Annotated in this window: 13 protein-coding genes; all 13 read right to left on the reverse strand. The window is 45.3% G+C overall.

All coding sequences use genetic code 11. The features are described 5' to 3' along the window. Positions 1 to 495, reverse strand: a complete 495-nt coding sequence (locus tag LJ740_RS01425) for a hypothetical protein (RefSeq protein WP_229527264.1) — start codon at positions 493 to 495, stop codon at positions 1 to 3. Then, complete coding sequence (locus LJ740_RS01430) at positions 492 to 893, reverse strand: DUF4150 domain-containing protein (RefSeq protein WP_229527265.1); 402 nt, start codon at positions 891 to 893, stop codon at positions 492 to 494. The genes LJ740_RS01425 and LJ740_RS01430 overlap by 4 nt, the downstream gene beginning before the upstream one ends. Before the next feature lie 3 nt (positions 894 to 896). Beyond that, positions 897 to 1,454 carry a DUF3540 domain-containing protein gene (locus tag LJ740_RS01435; RefSeq protein WP_229527266.1) on the reverse strand — a complete coding sequence of 186 codons (558 nt, stop codon included), beginning with the start codon at positions 1,452 to 1,454 and terminating at the stop codon, positions 897 to 899. Position 1,455: 1 nt separating this feature from the next. Next, complete coding sequence (locus LJ740_RS01440; protein WP_229527267.1) at positions 1,456 to 2,502, reverse strand: pentapeptide repeat-containing protein; 1,047 nt, start codon at positions 2,500 to 2,502, stop codon at positions 1,456 to 1,458. After that, positions 2,480 to 5,098, reverse strand: a complete 2,619-nt coding sequence (locus LJ740_RS01445; RefSeq protein WP_229527268.1) for a DUF2169 family type VI secretion system accessory protein — start codon at positions 5,096 to 5,098, stop codon at positions 2,480 to 2,482. The genes LJ740_RS01440 and LJ740_RS01445 overlap by 23 nt, the downstream gene beginning before the upstream one ends. Positions 5,099 to 5,103: 5 nt before the next feature. Next, positions 5,104 to 7,902: a contractile injection system protein, VgrG/Pvc8 family gene (locus LJ740_RS01450; RefSeq protein WP_229527269.1), complete on the reverse strand. Its 2,799-nt coding sequence runs from the start codon at positions 7,900 to 7,902 to the stop codon at positions 5,104 to 5,106. Beyond that, positions 7,899 to 8,915, reverse strand: a complete 1,017-nt coding sequence (gene tssG, locus LJ740_RS01455; RefSeq protein ID WP_229527270.1) for a type VI secretion system baseplate subunit TssG — start codon at positions 8,913 to 8,915, stop codon at positions 7,899 to 7,901. Before tssG ends, LJ740_RS01450 begins: the two co-directional genes overlap by 4 nt. After that, the gene (gene tssF / locus LJ740_RS01460) at positions 8,879 to 10,708 is read right to left on the reverse strand and encodes a type VI secretion system baseplate subunit TssF (RefSeq protein ID WP_229527271.1); all 1,830 of its coding nucleotides are present in this window, start codon (positions 10,706 to 10,708) and stop codon (positions 8,879 to 8,881) included. Before tssF ends, tssG begins: the two co-directional genes overlap by 37 nt. After that, a complete protein-coding gene (locus LJ740_RS01465; RefSeq protein WP_229527272.1) occupies positions 10,708 to 11,124 on the reverse strand; it encodes a GPW/gp25 family protein in 417 nt (138 codons plus the stop codon). Before LJ740_RS01465 ends, tssF begins: the two co-directional genes overlap by 1 nt. After that, positions 11,124 to 11,669: an Hcp family type VI secretion system effector gene (locus tag LJ740_RS01470; RefSeq protein ID WP_229527273.1), complete on the reverse strand. Its 546-nt coding sequence runs from the start codon at positions 11,667 to 11,669 to the stop codon at positions 11,124 to 11,126. Before LJ740_RS01470 ends, LJ740_RS01465 begins: the two co-directional genes overlap by 1 nt. A 23-nt stretch (positions 11,670 to 11,692) precedes the next feature. Beyond that, positions 11,693 to 13,786, reverse strand: coding sequence for a type VI secretion system contractile sheath large subunit (tssC, locus tag LJ740_RS01475; RefSeq protein WP_229527274.1), 2,094 nt, complete (start codon positions 13,784 to 13,786; stop codon positions 11,693 to 11,695). A 46-nt stretch (positions 13,787 to 13,832) separates the two neighbouring features. Beyond that, complete coding sequence (locus LJ740_RS01480) at positions 13,833 to 14,072, reverse strand: hypothetical protein (protein ID WP_229527275.1); 240 nt, start codon at positions 14,070 to 14,072, stop codon at positions 13,833 to 13,835. Between the two features lie 678 nt (positions 14,073 to 14,750). Beyond that, positions 14,751 to 16,073: a sigma 54-interacting transcriptional regulator gene (locus LJ740_RS01485; RefSeq protein WP_229527276.1), complete on the reverse strand. Its 1,323-nt coding sequence runs from the start codon at positions 16,071 to 16,073 to the stop codon at positions 14,751 to 14,753. Positions 16,074 to 16,292: the final 219 nt, after the last annotated feature.

A 16,292-nucleotide genomic window follows, 5' to 3' on the forward strand; every position in this document is an offset into this window, starting at 1 on the left:
TTATTTATCCCCTGTAGAGCCGCCAGGTGCTGATGAAACCATGGTCATTTGCGCTTCGTCAAAAACTAACCACGGGGTCGCCACTTCTGTGAGGACTGCTTTGGCATTGGGATTATTTGGGTAAAAAGCGAATGCGAAAACGCCTTTTGCTAAATCGCTTCGCTCGGAAAACTGGTTCAGTAACTCGCTGTAACCTGGCACTATTTGCCTTTGGATAACATCCATATTAACGCCGTAACTGGCTATATAGCCTTGTTTCTCTTTAAACCATTGGTCAGAAGACGTGCTGGTGAGCAGGGTGACCAGGTTTTCATCATAAGCAAAAATGATATCTACAGACACCGCATACTTCATTGCAGAGCCTGTATTCACCTTGAGTCCAACACTTTCTACCTGATTGCCACTGTACCAGGGCATATACTCATTAACCACCTGAACTGTAGAGCAGGCGGTGACAAACTGAATAAGTACAGTAACAAAGATTAGTTGTTTCAAGTTAGCACCATGACCTTCACCTGGCTTGGTGATAAATTTAACCCCGGAATGTTGGACAGTAACCCGTTTTGACCGCTTAAGTCCAGCATTCTGGTACAGGGCATACATTGAAAAAACGTCTTGAAACTACCCAGTAAATTGCGCTTCGAACCAATAAACTGGTTGGAAACTACACCGCCCATCGGCGCTGACACTTCATTACCACTACTGATTGCAGTTGTGGTGGCCAAATTATGTACCGGCATTGCGGTAATAAAATGATTATAAATGGTCGGGATCGCCAACGTCGAAAAAGCAAAATTTGGCAAAGGAATAGGCACAGGCCCAACCGGTGTGACTATTTTGCACACGTCGGGAAATCCAAGGCTCAGAGCAAACATTTGAGTTTTACAAAACATTATTTACCCCATATTAATCCTGTCAGCATCCATCTTGATGTCTTTTTCAGCCGTGATAAGTTGTTGTGCAGCATGACTTTTTAACAATTTTTCGGCATGGAAATCAAGGTATTCCGACCTATTTATTAGCTGTTTTGTGCATTGCACCAGGGTACCCTGTACCATTTGGTAGATAGAACGTGCACATTCGTTCAATTTCCCTAAGGCAACATTGAGGTTGATTTCCTTGATAGCATTCATTTTTATGGAATCAGATGCATTTACTGTGAGACTGGTGGTGTTGACCTTAATACTGGCATTGTTTGGCAAAGATAATTCTCTTTCCTGATGCTTTTCACCACTTAAAACGCTGATAATCCATCCGTGATTCTGGCTGTCTTTCCAGTATAAAACGGTGTCGCCAACACAAGGGCTAATCAGGCAGCTCAGTGCTTGCTGGGTTTCAATGTGACCATTTATCAAAAAATGACCGGATTCAGAAATTGAACTCACCTGACCTGCAAACATCGGCCGTTCGAATGTGCTTTCCAATGTAATATCGTTTTTAATTTGTGTACCCATATCAGGCTGCTGCCTCCGAGTTGGCCTGTAATTTGTCCGTCATTCTTAGCATTTTTTTAATATTTTTCTTCCAAAGCGTATTATCTTCTTGCAATTTATGCCAGTTCGCAGCGGTAAAATCACAATTCTTCACAGTACTGTCGACCAAATTGGCATGGGACCAGTCACTCATACTAAGTTTTAGATCGATAAATTCGCAGCTGTTCCACTGCGAGGCCATCCACAGGCTCTTGTCTGCGGTACATTGAGAGTATTGGCTGTGCTTTGCGAACACTTCACTAAAATTACTTTCGCTGATCTCACATTGACCAAAATGGACCTGATTAAATTGCGCTTTAATAAACAGGGTTTGCTGTAAATTACATTGCGAAAACTGGCAATGGTTAAAGTGGCAGCCAATAAAATTATTTGTTTGCCATTGTGCTTCGGTGATTGTGCAGTGGTTGAATACACTTTCATTAAATGAGCAGGCCTGCCAAACCAGCTTATGCCATTGCTTATTGTTAAACTGACACTTCAAAAACAAGCCCCTTTGAACCTGGCATTGCTCTATGGCAATGGTGTCAAAGTTGCTCTCATTTAACACAAAATTATTCATCTCTGAATCAGCAAACGTCACGGCGGTGCAGTCTACCTGCATAAAGGCGCTGTCCAGCCATTGTCCGTGGCTAAAAGTACATTCTTCCAGTTGTCCCTGAGTCATGGCACAGCGCTGTACGACACATTCACTAAAGGCAATAGCGCGATTTTCACAGGCGGCCCAGGAAGACTCGAGTAAATGGCAGTGCTTAAATTCCACCTGTTGTAACGTCGACGCGTGCCAGGTGCAGGTGGTAAAGCGAGCTTTTTCAAAGGTGCAATTTATGAATTGGCAGTTTAAAAAGGTGCATTGCTCGAATTGCGTTGCGTTAAAAACCTGGTCCTCAAATATCACTTCCTGAAAGGTTGCCATAGGCAGTGTTAATCCGTTGAAATTAACGCCTGCAATTTCGTCCTGAGTAATAAGGCGGTTTAAGCGCGCCAGTTTAAGCAGCTTTTCTGTCGGCATTGCGCCACCTCCTGATAGTCAGAGGATCGAGGTTTTCAGCCGCTTTGAAGTTGCTGTCGAATACCAGAGCCGTAAGGGCATCAGCCCGGTAAAAGTTAGCGCCTTTTAGCTGACATGATTCTAACAGCGTTGTTCTTAACAAGGCGGTATAGAAATTAGCGGCTGTCAGGTTGCAATCAACAAAGCGTGATTCGGACAAAATGGATTGAATAAACTGAGCTTTTACAAAGTTTCCCCGATGAAAATCCGAATCCCCCAAATCGCACTGATTAAATGCGGCTTGCGGAGCGTGCCAGTCGCGAGCATCGACGCGTCTGAATCCCGACTGCTTCGCTTTAGCACCCGCAAAACAGGCTCCGGATAACTTTCCGTCGCCACTAAACTGACATTTTTCCAGTTCAGCTTCGGCAAAGTTAGTTACGCTAAAATCAGAATCCAAAAAGGCACAACGAAGCAATTTCACCTGACAAAACTGATTTAACTGAAAGTCAGTATTCATGGCCACAAACATTTCCGCCGTAATATGCGAGAAGTCGGAATCACGGCAGTTGCTGTTTACAATGCTTACTTTGGTAAATTGAGCAGCGTTGAAACTGCTGCGTTTCAGGTGGGATTCAAAGATCACGCTGAGGCGCATATCGGCAGCGTCGAACCGGGCATTTTCCAGGTTCATCTTCATTAACAGGGCATTGCTCAGATTGGCCTGGGTAAACGACGGGTTTATGCCTACGGTGCTGCTGAGGTTAGCCTCATGCAGATTGGCCTTGTTGAACCGGGTATGGCTAATCTTACAACCTAACAGGGCGGTTTTGTGCAGATTTGCGGTTGATAAATTACTGCTCTCCAGATTGCAATTTTCCAGGTTTGCCTGGCTTAAATCAAATCCTTGTAAATTTAAGTGAGACAGATCGGCACCTGACCAATTTCTTGCCGCAAGGGATTCGCCATTATTCATTGCCTGGATAAATATGGCGCGTTTTTCCTGTGCGTATTCATCTTCTGGCCAGTCAGAGATGGGCGTCATACTGTATTGCTGCGCTTTAAATTGTTGCTCCTGCAGCATTTTCAGTTGCTCTTCATCCAGGTCCAGGCTTTTATCTTTCGGCAATGATTGCATTTCCTCAATTTTGTCAGAAAGGTTTCCTTTTTCATTTATGGCTTTTACCTGGGCCGGATCCAATTGTTTGAGTTGCTTTTCGCGCAGTTTTTCAGCGTCGGCCAGCTGCGCTTCCATCTCTTTTTGCTGCTTTTCGGCAGCCTTTTTTTGCGCCTCGAATTCTTTAAACAGTGGTGCCGAACTAAAAGAACCACGTTTAATGGCGGCTTTGGGAATAAGCACTTTGGGTTTTTCCAGTTCCGGGGCTTCAAATCCAGGCGGTAACATACCGCCATTGGCTTCTTTTGCTTCTTCGATAAATTGTGCTTGTTGTTCCTGTTGCAGCGCTTCAGCCTCGGCTAGTTCCTCGTCGTATTCATTTTGTTCTGCCGCTAATTGCTCAGGTGTTTTAAGTGGCGACAGCGGAGATTCATCGGAAATGGCTTCAAGCGCAGTTTCAGGGTTGACTCTGAGGGCGAGGGCTTGTTGATAGTGTTCAATTGTTCTGGGTTCGTCTTTCAGCGCTTCAAAGGCCAGCAAATTTGCCTCAATATCCCTGGCATCTAATTGTTGCACTTCAAGCTGGCCGTGCCATATCAGGGCGCCAACATTGATATCGGGGAATAACCACACGGTATCCAGGTTGAGTGGTACTTCCTTAAAGTTGTTTTCGGTGTCGTTAGTTTGAATGAAGCTTCTGGGGTAAACACCCGGTAGTTTTCCTTCAAAAACAGGCTGATTTTGCACCAGATTCGCCAGAGTATAGGCTTCATCACCACGCAGGTAAGTATCCAGTTGTTGATCTTTACGAGCCGCCAGGAATAACCGGAAGTCAGTATCCGGTGCCAGATTCGGAAAATGATTTTCCAGCCAGTCTTTGGTTTTATAATTGCCATTGTATTGACTGCGCTGGGAGTGATTGATTGTCAGGCTGCCAAATCCCGCGGGTGGGTACTTCTTACCGATACGCGTAACGCTGATGTCGTCGTCTTCAATGCCGGGCGCGGCGGTGATTTTATCCTGACAGACGTAGCCTGTGCCTAAGGGGTTGTCCTGATAACCTTCACCCCCGTAGGCATTTTGTTCGTTAACAAACACCGATTCCCAGGGGGCAGACTTACTTAATTTGTAGCCCAGTAGCCCTTTGTGCCAATAACGTTCACCGTGAATTTTCAGGCGCTTTTCTTTGTTGGCGAATTTTATTCCCACTGCTATGGGCTTCGCGCTTTCCGGGTCAGTATTCCATGCGCTGCCAGCCAGCATGAATTCGGCTGTGGGTTTAGGCATTACCATGTCTAATATCTGCGTGCCCAATTGCTCCTGAACCAAAGGCCATTGCAGGTTTTCAGTGCATATTTTATACGGGTTGTGCGGATCGGCTTCGCCAGGTTGGGTGCCCAATTCAAAAAAGATTACCGGCGCGGAGACAAAATAGTGCCGAAACTTAAAACTATAAGCTTTGTGCAGTAGTCCGACTTTTTGGGGTTTAATCACTCTCATCGTCGTTATAACACCAGTTTCGCTGCGCTGAGAATTTCTAAAATTGCACCTTCAATAGATAACGTTGAACGGTTATCTATGGTAAGTGTCGCCCCTCCGCCGGTGATATTGAGATCAGTTGAGCTGCCGGTGAGATTTAACGAAGAGCTTTCCCCGGTAAGATTCAATGAAGCACTGCTACCTGTTAAGTTCAGGCTGCTGCTGGACCCGGTTAAATTCAAACTGCTGCTTGAGCCGGTGAGCCCAAGACTACTTGATGAGCCCGTTAATGATAAGTTACTGCTGCTTCCGGTCAGTGAAAGTTGCGAACTGGCGCCGGTCAGTGAAAGGTTGTCTGACACGCCTGTTAGCGATAAACCACTTTGCATACTCGTAAGATTCAGGCTGGAGGAGATACTTGTCAAATTCATCGAAGTGGACATGCTCACGATACCGACGCTATTGGACATATCCGTGACAGAAACATTATTTGACATTGTGGTAATGCCGACACCATTCGCCATATCAGTACTGGAAATACTGTTGCTCATGGTGGTTGTACTCATACTGTTGCTGGTACCAACCGTACTGGTACTATTTGAGGTGCCGACTGAGCTGACGCTATTTGAGGTACCCACTGTGCTGACGCTGGTAGAAGTGCCAACGGTACTGGTACTGTCAGTTGTGTCGATAGTGGAAACGCTTACGGAGCCCCCGGTTTGGGTGGATTCACTGTAACTCCCTCCTGTTTGGGTGGAGTAACTCTCTTGTTTACCAATGTGCAAGTTTTTACTGTAGGTATTGCCATAAATTGATGAATCACTGTAATTGACATAACTCATCATATCGCCAGGATTATCACCGGCATCCGGACCGTTACCCATACGGGAAATGGAATGACTGCGTTCAGTTACCGAAAAACCGTAAGAGCTGCTTTCTGAATAGTTAACACTGTTGTAATTGCCACTCTTGCGGTGTTTTTCCACAATGGTTCGGGCTTTGCTGAGTGGGGTGGTAATATTGGCGCCAAAGCTGATGCTGGTGTTGTCGCCGTAACTGGTGCTGTAGTTATTGCCAACATTGGTGGAGCAGGTAAAATCCTCGGGCATAATAACTTTATTGCCCTTGTTCTGCATGATTTGCGTTACTTCCGGGATTTCATTGTTGTCCTGGGAGCGTGACACGGTAACCCAGGCACCGGTTTCCGGTATGGTTTGCATGTGCTCTGCCAGTTTAACCCAGTGAACCGAATCCGGATCATCGACAAAGGTGACATAAATGCCACGACAGTTAAATTTTTGCTGCCCGTTGTCGTCAAACTGAAAATCTTTTTTATCGTAGGCAAAACCGTCTTTTTCCAGGTATTTTGCCGAGCTTCCTTCGTAATCAGTTTGTCCGCTATTGTCTACCACCAGCGCTAAGATACTGCCCTGGTTCTCATGCGGTGCGGAAAACGGCGATGCTAAGCCATTGGCATCCATGGCTTGAAAAGAATTGGAGTAATCACCTGCGGCGCTGCCCTGGTGTTGCACCTGGGTGACGACAAATTCCAGGCCATCCAGAGTAGGGCAGATAGGCATGGAGCCATCATCGTCGTACTTTTCTTTAACCACAAACTTGTGGCCCGCTTTTAGTTCCGGGCAGGTAGATGAACCGGAAAAGTCAAACCGCGAAGCCACCAGACGGTTCATATGGTTATCGGTTACCGTATTGATTTCTTTTTCAGAAGCGCCGTATTGCACCATGTTGAGAAACTCCATATTCAGTTTCTCTTTTTTATTGGTTTTATTAATGAACACCGGTGTGGCCATCGCGGTATTTTGTGACTCCCAGGTCGCTTCTTTTTGTGCTAAAACCGTTGTAATACCGGATGTCGTCAGGTTCTGTTTATAATTAAATTGCGTAATATAGTCGTCTCTTTCCCGAGTTTGCTGATGGGTATAGCTCAGGTACAACTCTTTTAAATCATGGGTTTCTTCAACATTACCATCACTGTTGACCTTTCGGGCGTAGATCCCGGTGTAGTAGGGTTGATCGGTGATAATCATCTTATGATTCTTATCACTGTGCTCGAAATAGTAGAATAAACTGACTTTTTGCATTAGTCGGTTCAGAAAATCTAAATCTGTTTCGCCTGCCTGTAACCAGTCCTGTTTTCTGTAACCCGCTAAGCCGCGAACCACTCTTGAGGGTTTCTTTTCCAGTTCATCTTTATTGAAGTCGATGCTGTTCTCGCTCAATATCTCAATGATCACTTCCAGAATGGTTTTTTGAGAAAAAAGCCGGTAGTTGTTTTGCAATGACAATTTGAAGACGGCCGGTTTCAGACTGGCGGAATAAACTCCGCGTTCAGCCATGGAAAAATTAGTGATAATACCGTTGAAATAAACCACCGGACGCGCTTCAGGGTACTCGCCTTCGAACACATCTTTTTCAGTTTCTGGCGCTCCCAGACGTATGCAGGCTTTGGCACCAAGAATTTTTTGGAAATCCAGGGTTTGGGAGGTGGCGCCACCTTCGCTTAGTAAGGTGCCATATTTGCCGGCCAGTTCTTTACCCCAGGGCTTATTGATACCGGAAGAAAAGAAGGTATTGGCCCGCAAGTTGAGGTTGAAATCGAACATTTGCGATAACGATTCCTGACCGGAAAAATTCTGTAAGCGCAAAGTCTGGTCATCAATGATGGTGCCGTCATCCAGCTCCAGGTAAAAATCCAGGCTACAGCGGGGTGATGGAGGCGTGTCTGAGCGACTGGTGCCGGGATAGTCAGTGTAACCGACTTTTTCAGCGATTTGCGTTGTATTGGTGCCGGTATTATACCTCATGCTACAGCACCCCAAAATTGATTTTTGAGTGTTGGCGTTACGGTAAACTTAGGTAAATTAAGGGTTTTTCCGGTGACATGATCGGATTTTAACCAACTGGATTGCCCCAGGAACATCGACGACTGGCTGCTCAGTTGTGATTTAGGTAAATATTCCCAGTCTAACTTCAGACGGACATCGATTTCGTAGCGCCCGTCGGTCAGGTAGGCCAACATGGATTTAAGTACTTCGTGTAAATTTCCACGTGGCATCAGTTGTCGGCACTGGTCGATATTTTTAAGTTCCAGCAATAGTCCGATTTTTGCCTGATTATCCCAGTGTTTCTTACCCAGGCCGACACCGGAGCCCAATACCGCTTTTTCACTTCCCAATCGGGTCTGCCACTCTTCTGGCAGCTTGCGCCAACCGCCTTTGCAGGGATCGATCTCAACGTTGCAGTCAAACATGCACTCGATAATTTGTTTTAACGAAGAATAGTTTTGTCTGTTACCGATTAACAGGGCGGAAAATGTCAGCAGTTTTTCCTGGGTGATCGGCAGGCGTTGAAACAAGTCAAAAGTCGCCAGTCCTGTCAGTGATTCCAAGATATTAAACAATTCACTGTTAATGCTGATGTCGTTAAACAGCATCGGATCAAGGCGTTTTTTAGTATCGTAAAGCAGGTGCAGTAGACGATTGTTAAACAGATCCAAAAAGGCTTCCGGACCGCGATTGCCTTTGGATTTTTGCTCTAACAGTAAATCATTGTAAACGTCTGGAAGAGGGCCTTGCTGTCCAGTCAATGCGTAGCCATTGACTTTTACTTCGGTTACTTTGTGATCAGAATATAAGTTGGCGATGAAATTCGGCATAAATGCCTGTTCATTGACGGCTTTGAAGCGAATTTGTGGGATACCTTCTTCTTCGCGCACGACACACTCAAGCACGCGAATGGCTTGATAAAAATTAAATTCTTCAGCCTGACCCTGTAACAGATCTAGGCTAGATATTTGTGACCGCTCAGGGGTTTCCACTGATACACCTTCTTGTTACCGACCATCAGTTCCAGCCGGACAAATGAGTTGATATGGGCGAACAGCGCCAGGAATTGGTTCAGAACAGAGCCAAACAAAATCATGCTGCTGCCCTCAAATTTTCTGCCGTACAAAGTGAGTTTAAAATTGACGCCGTGGTAATAGCCGCGCCAACCGCTTTTTTGCACCGGAAACATATCGTTTTCTGCGGTGAAGTTTTCGATACTCTCAATCTGACGCTGTGCGACGTTATTATCTTTGCCGGCATACATGGTCAAAATCGACGTTAATGAATCTTGTGCCAGCTTAGGATCGGTCAATGATACATAATACAACGACAGATGGGATAGCACTTTCCACATATGCTCCGAATTGGCTTTTTGCGAGCGATACCGGGTAGGGCGTGTCAGCAAGCGTGCGGTTTTAATTGGCGAAGAGCCAATAACGGTGAACTCCTGACCGATATTAAACAATTCGCTCCAGGTACGGTTGCAACACAGGGTTTCTGCATACAGGGTTTCGCCTATGGGGATGTCCCGCACAAACGCTTCGCTAAACACCGAAAGCCAGGTTTCGGTTCCCGGTGTTTTAGTTTTGTGACTGGCTTCGGTTTGCGCCATCCAGCGAAAGTCCGAATCTTTGTGATCGCTTTTCACAATAGAGAAGTACGGCTGAAGCTCTTTTGACTCACCACGCCGGTTCATCGAGAAGACTTTGTCTACGCGATAAATCTCCTGGCAATCGTAGTTTTCCCGGCTGGGGAACAACTTGTAACGATAGTCTTTGTGAGTCAACGGCAAAGGCTCAGTGGTTTTTTTGAACAGGTTGACGACCGGAATACAATTCAGTTTCAGACTGTTTCTGGTGAGTGTAATATTCTTTGGAATGGGTTCATCAAACACTAACATCAGACGCAACGACTGATTAAACTGCACCCGTTCCATGCCGTTGATTTCGAAAAACAGGAACTTTTCCGGGAAGTGAAAATAGTCAAATAACAGCGAATAACCCAGGTCCTGTTGATTGGTGCAGGGCATGGTGCGCTCGTCATCTTCGTAACCACAGAATTTAAGGTTCTCCTTGCTCAGGGTTGCCACCCGTTCACCATTAGCGTCGTAAACAACGGCTCCAACAAACCCTTTCGCAAGGAGATTATAAAACTGATATTTGGCGGTATCGTCCAGATTGATAAAAAAGCGAAGTGGACATTTCATTAACAGTCCATCAGCTGCGGCTTCTGGTGACGACAGCAGATTAATGTCGATAATTGATTGTCCGGTTTTAAAGTGGTTCCGCACATAATCTTCCTGATTGATGGGGAACTTAGTGATTGAATTGACTTTCAGCGGCCACAGATCAACCGGATGACAGGAAGAAAAGCGACACTGATTTAAGCGTGCTGTGGCTTCCGTCTTACCAGTCACATTAATTGGTTCGAATTGACGTTGACCTTTAAATTGATAGCCATTGTCAAAATCTGCTGAAAACCCGTCAACGTCACACTCCATAATGGCCATTGAAGGGATAGAAGAAACTAATTGCGGATAAAGCTGCTGCAGCAGAATAGCCGGAAGCTGTTTGGTTTCTGCTTCCATATTCTGGCGCAGACGACTGGTCATCCAGGCAAATGACTGCAACAGTAATTCAATATGGGGGTCGCGAGATTTGCCTTGATTCAGAGCCAGCTCGTCGGCGATCGCTGGATAGTCACGTGCAAATTCCAGTGCGTCACTGCGCAATTCAGCGAGTTCAGATTTAAAGTAATCTGTTAACTGGTCCCTTGAGTGACTCATTACTTAACTCCGGCGACGCTCAGGGTATGACTAAAGTCTTCTCTTACATCCGCTACTTTAATTTGACCTGATACCGCTATTCTTTTTGGACTTAACGGATTTCTGTTGCCTGTAAGGCTAACTTTGGGATTGATAATTCGTGGTTCGTAATTTTTAACCATTTCAAGCACTTGCTCCATTAACAGGGTACTGTCTTGATTGTTGGCTGCATAGTCTACCGGATTATCAATGCCAAAGTTAAGTATCGATTTTTCCCCTTTGTGGCCTTTTTGGATGCCATCAAACCAGGAGCGACCCGATACTAAACGTTGGAGCTCCTCTCTGATCGACTCCCGCAAGATTCTCATTTTGCCAAAGGTATCCTCTGGCATTTTGAGATCTGGCTGACAAAGCCGATCAAAGAGAAAGCGACGCATTACATTGGTCCTCTGTTACGCGCCACGCTCCAGCTGTATACGAAGCTACCGGTGATCTGAGCCTGACTATCCTGATGCGAAGTCGTCCACTCGATATCGGTAAAGTTAAGCGTAATTTGCTCAGTAGCCATGTCATTGGGATGTGACTGGGCTTCTACAGAGCTAATCATGCAGTTGTACAGCTTCACGGTCATGATGTTACCGATGATTGAGTTACCGTCTCCATCCATATTTGCGTTGCGGCAAAGAAAGATTTGAGTTGGCTCCGAACCATCATCAATCGGTGCTGCAGATAGACAGTATTTGTATAAAAGCGGCGACGTTTTATCCAGATACTTCACTGCAGTAATATCATTTAAGTTAGGACGACCTGAGGTACGCGCTGCGTTACTCACATCGGTGGTCATCTGCTGTTTCATGCCAAAGTGCATGGATACCAGCTCGATACAACCCGACAGATCATCACCTGCGTCTACCAGCTCACCATCAATTAAGCTGGCGCCAGCAAGGTCTTCCAAACCCGGTTTCAATAATACTAAATCCATAACGATTTCCTCTTAACTAGTTATCAGGAAGGAAGATCTGCCACTAGTCGAATCGACGTGGATAGTTCTTCTAACTGAAAATGGGGTTTCAGGAATACTGTAGCTCTGTAGGCGCCTGGTTTTCCTGGTACATCAGTAACATCAATACGTGCTTCACGCAGTGGATACTTAGCCTTGATGTGTTGAGGCGGCGTATCATCCAGAAGTACATATTGCGCGATCCAGGTATTCAGATAGTTCTCAACGTTTTGACGCGTCATGAAGCTACCAATCTTTTCACGCATGATGACTTTGATGTAGTGAGCAAATCGAGATGCAGACATTACGTATGGCAGCATGGATGAGATGCGCGCATTTGCAGTTGCTGAATCTGTCAGGTACATTTTCGGCTTGTTGGTACTTTGACCACCGAAGAATGCAGCCTTGTTAGTGCCTTTACAGTGGCAAATTGCCATGAAACCAAGGTCGTTTAGCTCTTTTTCACGACGGTCTGTAATAGCGACCTGAGTCGGGCAGTTTAGTTCTATATCACCGCTTTCAGTTTCGAATGTGTAAGCCGGCAGACCTTCTACCAAACCACCACCTTCAACACCGCGGATAGCTGCTGTCCAACCGTGCAACGAGAACGCGTTAGTAATACGTTGGCCTAAGATATATGCAGGGTTACTCCATAAGATCTTACGCGCGTCTACTTGTTTAAGCGTTTTCTCCGTCGCGTTGCCTTCTTCATCAGTGTCAACCAGTGTGACGGCGACATCTTCATCGAAGTAGATACCTTCAACCGGGTTGTTTTCGTGATGGTAAGGTAAACGCATCATTACTTTCGGTAATGTCAGCGTTACATAGCGCGAATCTTCACTTTCGCGGAATGAACGCCACTGGATTAACTCCGCACTTTCAAACAGCTTGCTTAAGTCGCGAGGTTTGTAAAGGTTAGAGAAATCATCCATGTCGAACAATTTCGCGTAGGCTGACGCTATGAAGGGTGCGTGAGCTGCGGCAGCAACACCTGAAATCATTTCCAGGAATTTGATATCGCGTGCTGTACGACCGAATTCGAAATCACCTAACAGAACACTGTAGGGTTCGCCACCGAAAGTACCGTATTCTTCTTCATAAATGATTTTGAATAGTGCACTTTGGTCAAACTCAACCGCTTTATCCAGGTCTTTGAACAGATCCTCATAAGATACGTTCAATAAACGGATTTTCAGCTTATTGTTGGTTTCTGTATTCATTACCAGGAAGTGTAAACCTCTCCAGCTGCCTTCCAGCGTCTGGAAGTCATCGTGGTGAATAATTAGGTTTAATTGCTTGCTGATAGTGACGTCTTTTTCCGCAATACGATGAGTTAACATACCACCATGGTTGTAGTCCGGATTGTCACCTTTGGGGATCAAATCGTCTTTTACCATGATTTGCTCAACGTATTCAGCAATCAGCTCTATCGCATAGGGCTTTTGCGAATCTTCCAGAATCATCTGGCCTTCACTAAGCATTCTGGCGATGGCTTTGCCGTCTTCCAGTTCTGCAGCGTACGCTTCCAGGATTGCGGCCTCATAAGCAGCCTGGTCCAGTTTACGTGCAGCGCGTTCAGTTCGAGCCGTTTCTACCGCCTCTTTTGCGCCTGCTACTGCAGCTTTGATGGCGTCACCTTGCTCTGCGTCTGATAACAGCTCAGACAGGATGCCGTTTAAGCCATCGTTGCCATCCAGCTTGGCGGTGAAGTCACGAAGGCGACTGCGCTCAAGGTAGATTGCATTTAATTTAGGGACTCGCTGAACAACCACAACAGGATCAAAGTCATCGATGTGCATAAAGGGCACATTGACAGACAGTTCGCCTGATTCGTCAGGAAGTGTGTTTGGTACGCTGAATTTGACACGAGGTTCAATTGAATCAAGTACCTTGTTGAAGTTATCGCGATCAATCTGAACCATTTTACGATCCCGTAATGGGGGTAAAACTTTATCAGATTTAGCAGAAAGAGGAGCAATAACACCCACGATGAATGGGATCTCCTTTTTCTCCAACGCGCCGCCCGTTTCTACGTCATAGGTAATTTGTACCCGAGGTGGGCGAACCCTGCTTAGTTTATGTTGTATGCTATTCGACATTCGACTAGCCTCCGTTGATAAAAATTAAGCGTTAATTCGTAGCTACTTAATGTAGTGCCTCTCGAACATAGATAACGCGCCCTCCATAAACTCTTTTATGTAGTTCTCCTTCGACAACTAACATTTCAAGAGCTTCCATAACCAGATCCCTGGCGTTGTTCATGCTTTGTTTGGTTATCCACCAACTCGCAATGCCTTCAACAGTATCTCCAGCATGCGGATTGCCTCGGAAGTATTCCCTGATGTCCTTGGCAATGCTTTCTACTTTGACCGGTTGTGATGCCATTTTGTAATCCACTTGTTTCGTTAAAATAGGACTTGTCCGCAGAAACTAAGCGCATTATCCGTGCCAACTTAAAAAACTTTTTAAGTCGTTGATATATATAGATATTTGAAATGTGCAGTTTTTCTCTGTAGGGGTTGTTTGCCCTGGCAAAAATTAACCAATTCAGCGCCAGGTAAAGGAAGGTATGTGCTGGCGGGTTTTTAGGGCGAAACAGACCTACGTGGCACAATGGCCCTATACAAAAATACAGGGTTATGTTTAATAAATGACCGGTTATGCGTAGTCGTTGCACAAAGAGCGTAACTCTGGTGACGGTACAACCGGGCGGATTCTGATATTTCCGCACGGATTAGCTGGGCATGGCTTAGCCAGGCAGAATTGTTTGAGTGAACTTTAATGGGATGATTGGGCGATGTATGGTTTGCTGTGGCGATAGGACCCCAATGAGCACTGAATGGTTTATCCATTCGGCCTTTAATCAGGTGCGGCCATTCAGGCGTTGGTGATAAAGATCATTTCGCATTGTAAGGAAACAGCATTAAGTGGCAGTTAAGCTGCCTCAGAGGCCACTGTCAGGGCAAGAAGTCAGGGTAAGAACAGTGAGTGTATGGTAGAGAGAGCAAACAACAAAAAAGCGCAAACAGGATGTTATGCGCCTTCAGATAAGCTTGTTTTAGTTCAGGTAGAGAATTGGGTTCTTTCCAGGCCGTGTTTTTCCATCAGCCGACAAAAGGAGCGTCGTTCCTTTTTAGCTATTCTTGCTGCTTTGGAAATATTGCCTTCTGTTTTGACTAAAATACGGGTGAGGTAGTCCCGTTCAAATTGCACGATCAGTTCTTCCTTTGCAGCCTGAAACCCGTCAAAAGCCTCCAAATCACCGTTGATGCGATTAATTACATCGTTATCCGTTGTATTCGATCCGGTTAACAAGCTGGTGTCGGAAATAATAAAGCCTTCGGTTAAGTACCAGGCTCGTTTTATGAAGTTTTCCAGCTCCCGAACGTTACCATCCCAGTTCCATGCCTGCATTGCTGTAATCATATTGGCAGACAGAACTTTAATTTGATTGTTGCTTTGCAGGCTCAGGGTTGAAAGAAAATGTTGAGCCAGTATCTGAATGTCTTCGCCACGTTTTTTCAATGGCGGAAGCGGGATTTGCAATACATCCAGGCGATACATCAAATCTTCCCGGAAGTCTTTTGCCTTAATCAGCTCCTTCATTTCTTTGTTAGAAGCAGCAATGATGCGCACATCAACGATTTTTACATCGCTTCCACCTACCGGGCGTACTTCGCTGTCCTGCAGGAAGCGAAGTAATGCCACCTGAGCTTTTGGGGAAAGACTATCCACTTCATCGAGGAATACCGTTCCCCGATTGGCCACTTCTAACAGACCGGTTTTGCTTTTCTGGGCGCCGGTAAACGCGCCTTTTTCGTGACCAAATAGTTCACTTAAAATCAGATCATCAGTAAAGGCACCGCAGTTGATTGGCACAAAGGCTTCATTAGCACGATCACTCATATAGTGTACTGCTCTGGCGGTAAGCTCTTTACCGGTACCGGTTTGCCCTTTAATAAAAACATTGGTATTTGCGCAGGACACTTTTTTAATCAGTTTGACAGCCTTTAAAAAACTTGGCGAACGGCCATAGAAGTTCAGGCGTAAAAAGGTATCGTCCAGTTCTTTAGGGTAAAAATGCTGTCGTTGCAAAATACGCTGTTCAGCGTACTTAAGGTTATCAATGAGTTGACCACCGCCGGCCTGCCAAAACAATGTATTGTCACTGAGATATGGCGGCAATATTTGAGGTTTTTGCTCGGTAATAAGGTACAGGATTTGCTCATTAGTGCCATGATATTTGCGAATATCAAGGGACTTAATCGCTTCCCATTGATTAACTAACACCAACCAGATTATGGGGTAGGTGGTATCGACTTCTTCATGACTGATGGTTTCATAGGGTCGGGTGACTATTTGCCCCGAGCCTAAAAGTTCTGCCACTGCGTAACTGGTGTATTCGTCTGTAAACGAAACTAATCTTATTTGTGTGTCCCTGATTATCATAACGACGCTAATAGTTATGTTTAGAACATTATAAGTAGATGATTATGTTATTGTTTGCAACATAGATGAGGCAAAAATTCACCAAAATTCATAATTTCCTTAAAATCGGATTAAATGTGATGGGAATAAATCTACATTGATTAAAAAACACTCACC

This window comes from Planctobacterium marinum, from assembly GCF_020687805.1.
In the GTDB taxonomy this organism is placed as follows: domain Bacteria; phylum Pseudomonadota; class Gammaproteobacteria; order Enterobacterales; family Alteromonadaceae; genus Planctobacterium; species Planctobacterium marinum.